The 10,887-nt window shown below is 54.7% G+C and carries 12 protein-coding genes; 7 read left to right on the top strand and 5 right to left on the bottom strand.

Annotated features, from left to right (window positions below):
• The 7 genes from GJ668_RS18580 to GJ668_RS18550 form a co-directional block, all read left to right on the top strand.
• Window positions 1–294: transposase (locus tag GJ668_RS18580; protein ID WP_186343029.1), on the top strand; the 294-nt coding region annotated here is incomplete at its 5' end.
• A gap of 750 nt (window positions 295–1,044) precedes the next feature.
• Complete coding sequence (locus GJ668_RS20785) at window positions 1,045–1,728, top strand: conserved phage C-terminal domain-containing protein (protein WP_186343209.1); 684 nt, start codon at window positions 1,045–1,047, stop codon at window positions 1,726–1,728.
• 14 nt (window positions 1,729–1,742) lie between these two features.
• A complete protein-coding gene (locus tag GJ668_RS18570; RefSeq protein WP_155451600.1) occupies window positions 1,743–2,603 on the top strand; it encodes an Rpn family recombination-promoting nuclease/putative transposase in 861 nt (286 codons plus the stop codon).
• A gap of 59 nt (window positions 2,604–2,662) precedes the next feature.
• On the top strand, window positions 2,663–2,935 hold the full coding sequence (locus GJ668_RS18565; RefSeq protein WP_155451599.1) for a type II toxin-antitoxin system TacA family antitoxin: 273 nt from the start codon (window positions 2,663–2,665) through the stop codon (window positions 2,933–2,935).
• Complete coding sequence (locus GJ668_RS18560; RefSeq protein WP_155451598.1) at window positions 2,932–3,429, top strand: GNAT family N-acetyltransferase; 498 nt, start codon at window positions 2,932–2,934, stop codon at window positions 3,427–3,429. Before GJ668_RS18565 ends, GJ668_RS18560 begins: the two co-directional genes overlap by 4 nt.
• Before the next feature lie 11 nt (window positions 3,430–3,440).
• On the top strand, window positions 3,441–3,695 hold the full coding sequence (locus tag GJ668_RS18555) for a ribbon-helix-helix domain-containing protein (RefSeq protein WP_155451597.1): 255 nt from the start codon (window positions 3,441–3,443) through the stop codon (window positions 3,693–3,695).
• A 77-nt stretch (window positions 3,696–3,772) separates the two neighbouring features.
• A complete protein-coding gene (locus GJ668_RS18550) occupies window positions 3,773–4,105 on the top strand; it encodes an HVO_A0114 family putative DNA-binding protein (RefSeq protein ID WP_155451596.1) in 333 nt (110 codons plus the stop codon).
• 129 nt (window positions 4,106–4,234) lie between these two features.
• Here the strand turns inward: GJ668_RS18550 and GJ668_RS18545 are convergent, their stop codons facing one another.
• The 5 genes from GJ668_RS18545 to pilV all read right to left on the bottom strand — a co-directional run bounded on the left by GJ668_RS18545 (window position 4,235) and on the right by pilV (window position 10,665).
• The gene (locus GJ668_RS18545) at window positions 4,235–4,660 is read right to left on the bottom strand and encodes a type IV pilin protein (protein ID WP_155451595.1); all 426 of its coding nucleotides are present in this window, start codon (window positions 4,658–4,660) and stop codon (window positions 4,235–4,237) included.
• Between the two features lie 26 nt (window positions 4,661–4,686).
• On the bottom strand, window positions 4,687–8,412 hold the full coding sequence (locus tag GJ668_RS18540; protein WP_155451594.1) for a pilus assembly protein: 3,726 nt from the start codon (window positions 8,410–8,412) through the stop codon (window positions 4,687–4,689).
• A gap of 68 nt (window positions 8,413–8,480) precedes the next feature.
• Window positions 8,481–8,978 (bottom strand): pilus assembly PilX family protein, encoded by a 498-nt coding sequence (locus GJ668_RS18535; RefSeq protein ID WP_155451593.1) that lies wholly within the window; start codon window positions 8,976–8,978, stop codon window positions 8,481–8,483.
• On the bottom strand, window positions 8,975–10,165 hold the full coding sequence (locus tag GJ668_RS21145) for a PilW family protein (protein WP_155451592.1): 1,191 nt from the start codon (window positions 10,163–10,165) through the stop codon (window positions 8,975–8,977). The genes GJ668_RS18535 and GJ668_RS21145 overlap by 4 nt, the downstream gene beginning before the upstream one ends.
• Before the next feature lie 2 nt (window positions 10,166–10,167).
• On the bottom strand, window positions 10,168–10,665 hold the full coding sequence (gene pilV, locus GJ668_RS18525) for a type IV pilus modification protein PilV (RefSeq protein ID WP_246194998.1): 498 nt from the start codon (window positions 10,663–10,665) through the stop codon (window positions 10,168–10,170).
• Window positions 10,666–10,887: the final 222 nt, after the last annotated feature.

The raw sequence follows: 10,887 nt of genomic DNA, 5'->3' as shown, positions 1-10,887 counted from the left end.
GATGGCGCCTCCTATCATCGCGCCGGGGCCGTGCGCGAGCTCGCTCAGGAGCTGTCGATCACCCTCCAACCGTTGCCCGCCTATAGCCCAGACTTCATGCCGGTGGAAGCGCTGTGGCGATGGTTACGCGAGGAGGTCACCTACCATCATTGTCACGCCACGGCCGAGGAATTGGTTCAACGGGTCAACCACTTTGTTCACACCATCAATGCCGATCCCTTCGCCATCGCTGACCGACTCTGGACCAAAACTACGCTCGATCCAGAGGAAGAGAAATTACGCATCCCGGCCTAGTCGAGGTTTAGCTGGATCGCCACCACGTTCAGCCGGCACGCTTCAAGCCTCGAATCGTGGGTCCACCCTGACCCCAGGGTGGGCCCAGCCACGACCACAAGCTGGGTCCAGCCTGGCCCCTAAACGAACGAAGTCTTAACGAACAAAGACAACGTCCCGCCCGCCCACCCCTCGGTGAGCCTGATCAAACGCGGACTCAGGAGACAGCCAGCCAAAACGGCGCGCCATCGCTCACGCACAGCAAATGTGTGCGCACAGGACTCGACAGCGGCGAAGAAATGCGGTTAGGATGGCCACCGTCGCGGGGGTGTTACCAGCACCGCACCGCACAAAGCCCCGACTGATCGAGAGTCGAGCGCACCAGTGGCCGGCGCCATTCTAGCAGAGTCCCCAAGGACGATTCCGTCTCGACGCCCCCACACGCGATCCAACTCAATCCAGTCGGTGGTCTCCGAACCCTAAACCTTGGAGATTGCCGAATGTTCGTCCAATTTGCCGCCTCACCGGTGGACATCCTCGACTGGCAGCGCCGTGTCCTGTCCGAACCCACGCTGAGCCACACCGCCAGCCGCATCGCCACCCGACTCTCGCTCTACATCAACTCGACCACCGCCTGCGCCTGGCCCTCGCTGCGCCGACTCGCGCGCGACTCCCAAACCTCCTACAGCTCCGTCAAACGCGCCATCAAGGATCTGGTCGCACTGAACCTGTTGCAGGTCGAACCCGGCGACGCCCAACACACCAACCGCTATCGCGCCCTGCTGCACGTCGCCGCCCCATCCGTGCACACCGACGCCGCGCCCATCACCCCACCGCCGGCGACCACCGAGATCGCCCCGGTCCCCACGCGCACCACACCCGAGAGCCAACCCGCCCCCGAACCAACGCCGACACCCGCCGCACCGCCCCCCGTCGACGATCCGCAGATCACCCAGGTCATCGACCACCTCAACCAGCGCGCCGACACCGCCTTTCCCAGCACCCCCGGCAGCCAGAGCCACAGCCTCGTGCACCAGGCCCTGCGCACCCAGCCGCCCGAAACACTGTGCGCCGTCATCGACCTCAAAGTCAGCCACTTGGGCCGGAACCGAACGCGCTCGCTACCTGCGCCCCGAAACCCTGTTCAAACCCGCCAAGCTCGAAGGCTATCTCTCCGAACTGCACCAACAGCGCACCGCCGCCTCCGCGCCGTCAGACCCATCGGCCCCGTCAGCGCCCCGACAACAGACACCCAACCGCCCCCGCACCCCGGACAGCGACGCCGTCTACTCCGCCGCCCACACCCTCTACATCCCCGAGCCGCCGCCAAAGCGCGCGCCCGAAGCCGTCGTGCGGCCCCATTTCGACGCCATGTACCGCATGCTCGGCGTCCGCCCGCGCCGCCCTGATCCCACGCCGCCGGCCAACACAGATGGCCAGTCCCCCGGATCCTGACTAGACTCGCCACCATGAACCATCCCATCGACCCCAAGATCGACTGCGTCTTCAAGGCCCTGCTCGGGGCGGAGTCCAATCGTGCCCTGCTGATCCACTTCCTCAACGCCAACCTCGGCCCGGCACTCCCCGCCCCCATCACCGACGTTGAAATCCTCAACCCCTACAACGACAAAGAATTCCTCGACGACAAGCTCAGCATCGTCGACGTCAAAGCACGCGACCAGCGCGGCTGCCTACACCAGATCGAAATCCAGCTCCTCGCCAACCGCGACCTGCTCGCACGCATCCTCTACACCTGGGCTGACCTCTACAGCGCCCAACTGCACAGCGGCGAGGACTACAGCCTCCTCAAACCCACCTACGCCATCTGGCTGCTGGGCGAAGACCTGCTGCACGAGCGCCCCGAGTGCATCCACGAATTCCGGATGCGCGACACCGCCGGTCGTCTGCTGCTCGACCACGGCGGCATCTGGCTGCTGGAGCTGAACAAATTCCACGCCGACGCCGTCCAAACCGAACAGGAACGGTGGCTGAAGTTCTTCAAAGACGGCGAGCAGCTCGACGCCGACGCCCTGCCCTCTTGGATGCACACCGACGAAATGAGGCAAGCCATGAATACCCTGAAAGCCTTCTCCGACAAAGACCGCGCCTATCACGCCTATCAGGCGCGCCAGAACTATCTGCGCGAACAACGCGGTATCCAGCGCCACCTGGAAGAGTTGAAGGCTGAAGCCGAACAGCAACGAGCGGCGCTCGAACAGGCGCAGGCCCGGGAGGAACTGGAGCGGGCCGCCAAAGAAGCCGCTTTAGCCGAAATCGCACGCCTCAAAGCCCAACTGCACGGCCAGGATCGCACTGATTCGACCGATTGACATCCGCCTCAAGAAATGTTGATACTTCGTATATCTACTAGATATACAGGGATGCCGTCATGCGTGATGCCGCTATCAACCTCAGAGCCCTGCCCGAGCAGCGAGATCTCATTGATCAGGCGGCTTCGGCGCTGGGTAAAAACCGCTCGGACTTTATGCTGGAGGCCGCCTGTGAGCGCGCCCGATCCGTGCTGCTCGACCAAGTGTTCTTCAGTCTGGATGCGGACAAATTTGAGCAATTCCTCGCCTTGCTCGACGCCCCGCCCGCACCCAATCCGGGTCTGGAACGCCTGATGGCCATCAAAGCACCCTGGGATGCCGAGTCCCAATGACTCATCGCCTTGTGTCGCTCCAGCCGTTGTCGGTCGAGCACCAACTTGGAGAGTTCTCCTGCGGTGAATCGTCACTCGATGAGTGGCTACGACGCCGGGCACTGTTCAACCAGACCTCGGGAGCCAGCCGGACCTTTGTTGTGGTGAGTGATACAGGGCCTGTCATGGCCTATTACGCCTTAGCCGCCGGCGCGGTGGCGCATAAGGAATCGCCGGGGAAAATACGGCGAAACATGCCGGATCCCGTGCCGGTTCTGGTGCTCGCCCGACTGGCCGTCGACCAACGCCTACAGGGACGGCAAATCGGCGGTGCCTTGCTGCAGGACGCTGTGCAACGTGCCTTGTCCGTGGCTGAGAATATCGGCGTGCGTGCTCTACTAGTACACGCAATCAACACGCAGGCTGTTGAGTTCTACACGCATTACGGCTTTATGCCGTCACCGGCAAATCCCATGACGCTCATGCTGCCGTTGCACTCGCGGAATACCCATTGAGACGCCTCCCCATGACGACATTAACGATTCGCTTACCGGACGACACGGCAGAGCGCTTGAAGTCTCTGGCACGCAGTCGCGGCCTCAGCACCAATAAATTGGTGGAGGAACTGAGTGCTCGGGCATTGGCGGCCTGGGATACCGAAAACCATTTTCGGGCGATGGCGGCGACGGGCGATATCAAGCAGGCGCTTGCGATTTTGGATCGACTGGATGCCGGTCAACTACCCCGGCCTGAAGGCCGGAGCTTGAAAGAGTTGGGTTGACCAGGGACAGCGGTGAAAATCCGCTCCGTTTGCAACAGGTCGTCAAGACCCACTTCGGGATGCTTATAGTGGACCCCATGACCACATTGACCATCGGAGTGTCGGATCTGGAATCCATCAAAGCACGCCTGGATGCGGCTTTTCGCGGCGAGCCACAGGGTTGCCGGTACGCATTCAGCAGCGAAGAGCGCCTGCTGACGGTGCTGAATGCACGCCGCTGGGCCATCCTCAAAGCACTGGCTGGGGCTGGCCCACTCGGGATGCGTGAACTCGGGCGCGACATCAAAGGCGTCCACAACGATAGCAAGCCACTGGTGGAATGTGGCTTAATCGAAAAACTCCCGGATGGCAAGGTCCAGTTTCCCTATGACAGCATAGACCTGGAATTGAGCTTCCGACACGCCGCCTGAGCCGAACACCAATTTACCGCTCATATAAGGACTGGCACGATAAACGACCCGAACTCTTCAAAAAACGCATCTACAATCTCCGGGGACTTGACACTTAGAGTGACTATTGAAAAGGTAGCCGCGTGAACGTTAACGCCGCCAGCAGCGATCCTCTGGCATTGTTCCAGTGCGCGACTTGGCGCCAGTATGGGCGAGGGTCAATGTTCCGCAACCATCATTGGCCATGGCACCCTTCGGGACGGCCTCTAGGGTGTAGGTCGTATTCGTGACTTCGCCCTGGAATCCAATGTCGTAGAATTTCGTTCCGCCATCTTTAGGTGACTCGGTCACCGGCAAATTTGGCTCATTCCCAGCATTATCTATATAGCGTCCGTTCGTTGTGTAATAGCGCTCCATGAATTGCGCATTTTCGAGCAAGACGGTCTGTGCATCAGCGCGCCGACTCGCCCGCACATACTCTTGGTAAGACGGATAGGCAATCGCAGCGAGAATCCCCACGATCGCCACTGTAATCATCAGTTCGATGAGCGTAAAACCCTGTTGTCTCAGTTGCATCTCTATTCGCTCCCGCGTTGCTTGCTTTATCTGATCTCACGCCAGGTTTGGCGACCTTTGATGCTACCAAGACCGGAGTCGCGTTTAAGATTGTTATCCTGGTTGTCTGTATCAACAGCGAGGTAATCGCCAATCTGAGCAGGCATGACACCGATATTGGATAGGGCGATCCCAGTTACGGGTACTGACTGGCCATCGAGGGCGATCATATCCATTTCGCCATCGCCGTCGAGATCGAATACGGGGTAATTCAATCGCCCCCCCGTTTTGAGGTCTATCTCCATGTACCACCCCGAGCCGCCCCCTTCGCAAGGATCTTCGTTCGGGATGGTTGTCGCTACACGCAAGCGATCAAACCAAACCTGGACCGGCTGTACGACACGTTCGCCTTGCTTACCCGCGTTGGGAGAAACAAGGTCCAGAAACCAACCACGCTTAGCATCCCAGTCAACGCTGTTTTCGCTTAGTACGCGGGTATGGAAGTCCCCGTAATCTCCCTCGTAGTCGATCGTCTGCTCCACAAGCGTGTTTGAACGCTGATCAGTAATTCGGCTGCTGTTATCATCCCAAATTCCATACACTGATTGCACCGTCACATCGGTCAGATCCGATACAGAAAAATACTTGCCGGTGCCGAACAAGACTATATAGCCACCTTCATCGTGTCGGCGCAGATCGGGCGTCGCCGTGATTGGCTGGACGTCGTTATAATCATTTTTGGCCGTGAACAAAGGATATTTATTTTGCCCTTGTGTAAAGGCAACGTCCCAGCTATTTTTATTGCTCGCCGTCAGATCGAACTTCCAAAGGTTGCCCTTGAGATCACCTGCATAGACGTAGGCCGCGTAGGTGCCACTGTCGTCGGTTTGATAGTAAAACGCTGGTCCCGAGAGACCGTTTGCGCCAGAGGAATCAGCCTCAATGGCTTTGATGAGCGCGCCTGTGTTTAGGTTGACAATATATAAAACAGCTTTACCTTGCGTGCTGTCATAACCGTTGCCGAAAATCGAGGCCCAGGTGCCATCGTTGAGGCGTGCGATCACCGGCTCCCCGCCCATTGTATAACCGAGATCACTAAAGCCGGAGGTCGTGTCAGTGATTTCCCAGAGAACGCTACTGGCGCTGACAGTCGTAGGATTGGTCACATCAATCGCGAACACCGATTTTCCGCCTGCACCGGTTGTGCCAAGCAGGATGGTCTTCCAGGCGTTACTAAGATAGGCATCCGAGACATGAGTGTCGCCGTCGACAAAGTATTTGTGCGCATATTCCGGCTCGGACAAAGACTTCAGGTTTGGATAAACGGCACGCGGCACATAGGCGAAGACTTCGACGCCAGTATCTGCATTGAAAGCGTGCAACATGCCATCGTTGGCGCCAACATAAACCATCGGGGTGCGACTAGCTTTGGTTTCCGTAAAAGTGATATAGGAGGAACCTAGGGTTCCGGACAGGCTATAGAACCCAAAGTTTTCCTTGTGTACATACACCGGATCGGAGTTGACAATATCACCGAGCACGCCGCCACGCTCGCGGTAGGTCGTACCCTCATCGGTACGGATACCCCGCAGAAAGTTCAAGACATTCTCGTCGTTTCCAAGGGCCGTTTTCTGATTATTTGTCAGGTTTGTCCACTGGAACGTGATCCCATCTGAACCGTCGTGAGTCAGAATATTGCGGTTTGCTGGAGTCGGCATACTGCTCTCCGCATCCCAGGTTTCTGTTAGTTGGAGCGTGTTGTCGGCAACCGATGGAACATAGGCGGTCAGATTGCCGCTCCAGTCGCTACTGTCATAGGTTCCTTGATAGATGCCGGAATCAGTTTCAAGAAATACTGAACTCGCCAGCATTGAGGTTGTAGATGCCTGTGAGCGATTGATGATGTTTGAAAGTGTATTACTCAAGGCCGTCGCAAATTGCTCCGGGTTTGTGGTGCTCAGATATTCCCCATGACTGTTCACAGCGGCATGCCACAGGTCGTCGATCGCTGTAGAAGTATTAGAGGTAACAGTGGGCCAAGATTTCGTACCTGCCTGCAGCACATCCCAGTCACCTGGAAAATCGAGAGTGCCGTTAACCCCAAGCCCTATCGTGAAGTTGACCATGTGCTGCCAGAACGCTGGATTGGACGAATCGGGGGGTACGTTGTTCGCTAGGTCGGTACGTAAATCGCGATTCCAGTAGTACATCGCGACGTCGGCCAAGGTGTTACTTACGCTGTCACTGTAAGGTGCTGTAGGCTGGTATTGGTAGGGTTCCCCGTCCCCCGAAATAGAGGAGCCTGCTGATCCGTCCACATTACTTCTGGCACTACTGGTGCGGGCAGCATCGCCATTCCACATACCGTCAGTCATCAAGATGTGGTAGCTCTTACGGCACGTCAACTGTAGCGTCGAGTCGTCAACGCCTGGCGTATGGCCCCAAGGGCCACGGTTATCAGAACGTGAAAAATATTGGCCTACATCGTCCATTGCTGCGCGTAGCGGCGTGGCGCCCGCGAACTGATGATGCGTACCTGCCGTACCGTACAGCGATTGTCGACTTGCTGTGCTTGCCTCGCCACCAAGAGCATGCAGCCAAGTAAAGAAACTTTGCCGATCCGTGCCCCTGAAGTCCCGTACACCACGAACCATCGTACCAGGGCTGTTAACGCCATCGAGTGAGATGTCGGGGCCATGAATCCGCGCATAGCCGACACGCATGCCGTCCTCCTGCTCGGCAAAAGCCCGACTGGTCGCTGCAATGGCGAGAAACATACGGGTGCGGTTATAGGTAAACCAGTTGGCGAAATTTTTATATTCCTCTGCCTGCGTACAGGTATTTCCTGTTCCGCTGGCAATAGCCGCGCAGTCAGTGCGGCCAGAACCTCGCTCGAATGTACTGTGATCCATAATCCGCTCGCGAGTGAAATTTGCTGCGTTGCGGAATCCATTGCCATTGGATGTGTAGTACACGGCAGGGGCTAGCTTTTCGCCGGTGATATTTTGGCAGAAGTTATTCCGTTGAGTGTTGCTTGCACCGTTATCAACTGAGAGGTTCGATACACTCGTCGAGTTTGCGGTCGAATCGCTAAGTGATCCGCACCAAATTCGCGATGTGCTGAACGTCTGTTCCCCGACGAGATCCACTGTGCCAGCGCTAGTGTTATTAGGATTGAGCGGTGCTGCTGCAGGGTCCGCATCCAGGAACACGCTGCCATCATGGTTGTACCACGGACGGTAGCGAACCTCCGGGTCATAGTAGATCGTGTTGAAGGCTGAAGAACGCAGTCGCGCAGAAATTAGATCAGTAGCAACCCCTGAAGCGTCAGCTCGGGCAACAAGAGTACGGGTAATAGCGTCGCCAGTTCCGCTATCGTTGCCGCTCGTTCCCGCGCCGCCAGTTGAAACGTCATCCGGATGAAAGGCGAGTGTCCAACGGTTTTTGTTATCGTCCCCGCCATCTCCTGCACTAGTCGCCCATGGATTGCCGTAGATCGTTACGTTATCCTCGCGCACCGAATCCGGCATGTAACGCCAGGCCATCGACCAGGATTCATCGATATTGAATATGATGTTCGGTGCGACTTGACCGCCAACATAAAGTGGTACCTGTGAAATATCCGTAGCCAACAAAATTGAAGGACTAAAAGCTACTAGAACGACAAAAAAAAATACTACGGGCAGGGCTAAAAAAGACCGGACAGCATCTTTAATTATTGCATCAAGGCTTACTGTTTTAGATTGTGACTCTTTTTGCATCAAATTTTTCATCTGCCTGCCCTCCCGAATTAATCGCACGGATCAGTGCCGTTGTAGACTTAAAACGGATCTGAATATCACTACATACCGTAAGTGGAAATTAGCGCCGTTTCGGCATTGCCGGGCACCCGTCCGACGCCGATGACGGTGTAGTAATTGACGTAGATGCCTGCCCTAGCGCCCGCGTCACCCGTAGCCGTCAATCCATCAGCGTTTCGGTATTGGCGGGGTCTCGGGCCGCAGTAACGGAAGTGGTATTGAGGTACGACTTCATTGGTGTTGGTGCCAGTAGCAACAGCAATGAAATTGTTGTCCGCTAGCCCATCAACAATACTGGCATCACAGTTTACGCCGTTATCTGGTAATTTATTTGCAGCTCCATCCTCAACCTCCTGTTCAGCCAGACGTAAAGCCGCCTCAGCAGACTGAAATGAGCGGTACTGCTCCTTGAGATTACCAGCCATGCGTTCTTGCATTGTAACGCCGCGCATGCCACTGACCCCGATAATCGTTAAGAGCAATAGCATAATGAGCGAAACGATGAGGACAGCCCCTTGCTGACTATATTTATTTTTCATGGCACTCGATTTCGGAGTGTAACCGTTGTCGTAAATATCTGACGCAGGCGACGATCAGAGGTATTAACCGTTGCCCCATTGAAAGTCAGATCCTGATTTTCGCCCTCAGCCGTGATATTCGTTTCAGGACTTTGAGCGAGCAAACTAATGCGTGCTGCCAAGACGTTATTCCAGTTTGAAACTAAGCTAGCAACGACATAGTTATCGATACTATTATTATTACTGGTGTCCTCACCATAAAGAATTTGCATATCCTGGATACCATCAACCAGCTCTTCGCCTGTCGCACCGTTAGTGCTGCGGAACAGTGTAGGTAGACCGCTTGCGTTAGTAGAAATGTAGTAAGTAATTGTTGCAGCATTTTCAGAAATTCCAGGTACCAAATAGCCTCCCTCAAAAGATCGGCCCAAATTCTTAGTTCTGTTGCCAGGATCGCCAATGCCCGTATTATGAACGGTGTTCCCGTTGCTAGTAGTAAAATTTGTAATTTGAAGCACAGCGCCAACTTCACAAGTTTTGTCTAAAGCCATGACGATACACTTCGACCAGTCTCCACCGTTTTTACAATTTTCATCAAAAACTGAAAAATATTCAGCTTCTGCTTCGTTAGTTCCTTCGATTTTTAAATCAGCAGATCCTGGTGAATTTTGGTTACCCGATCCTGGGTGAGCATAAATGCTTAACGATCCTACGCCTCCTTCGCTTGCTGAATGCTGGAGTGTGATAACATCAGTACTGACTGTTGGATTCAAAGCCGAGATTTCCGTTGGTAATGCCGGACTCCATTCATTACTTCCAGCGTTATAGCCTCTAATAGCATCAATGTTCCCGGAAATTATTCCAAGCCAGCTGTTGGCATAATTTTCTGGATTGTTAAGCGTAATGCGCAGCCTACCTGCTTCGAGGGGTCCAGTGTTATCAATTGGGCTTTCGATCGCTAAAGAAATATTTCCGCCACATATTTCCTGGTTCGCGTTATACCCTGCCTGCCTTACATCACGGCTGATGATATCAAGCGCAAAACGCCCACTTTCCTGTACCCAAGCAAGTGCTTCGTTTACGCGATAACCTTGCTTGCTACTGAGAAAAACATTGATAACACCGCCAAGTAAAAGAAGACTGATCGTGAGAGAGACGAGAATCTCGACGATGGTAAAGCCAGATTGATAAGATCTCTGTGCCGTCACGGTTAAATCTCCGTCCGATACTCGAAAAACTGGTCATCATCACTCTGATCATTTGCATCCGTCGCACCATCACTGCCTTTGATGTTTCCACGACTGTCGGACCAAGTTATTGTGATAACGACCTCAGCATTGTTTCTTGTGACAGACCCAGTGGCATCAGCCCCAAGCATGGTGATTACTTGGTTATCCCAATCGGCGCGATCACCAGTGCTATCGTCATCGTAGTTACCGTTGAGCGTTTCGCTTCGACTTGCCCGCATTCGATCAGTCAAGTCATATGCCAACCATGAGGCCTGCATGCGTAAATAGGAGCTATAACTGGATTGCAGGCTGGTCATCTGAAGAGCCGCAAATCCAAGCAAACCAATAGCAAGCACGATGACAGTAATAAGAACCTCAATAAGAGTGACACCGCATTGTTTGAGCGCAAGCGCAAAATGTGGCTTAGCCCGCCCGATCAAATTCTGTCTTTGGAGGTGCGATGCAATATTCATGGACATGCCGACCTCATAGAATGGATACGTCCCACAGAATTAACGCGAATGGTCCGTCGTTGATTGCCCGTGCAGTTCGATAAAACGACCGTAAAGTCAGATGTCGTTTCTGCCTCTCCAGTTGGCCGAAATTTGACACCTGCCGCATTCGTAAGTACTTTCATTAAAAAAATTAAACAGATGAAAACGCAATTTTATATTCAGATCCATAACCATCAATAATTTCAC

Source organism: Allochromatium palmeri, assembly GCF_009720725.1.
Taxonomy (GTDB): domain Bacteria; phylum Pseudomonadota; class Gammaproteobacteria; order Chromatiales; family Chromatiaceae; genus Thermochromatium; species Thermochromatium palmeri.
The sequence above is the reverse complement of the archived record's forward strand: the minus strand, read 5'-3'. Positions and strand labels throughout refer to the sequence as shown.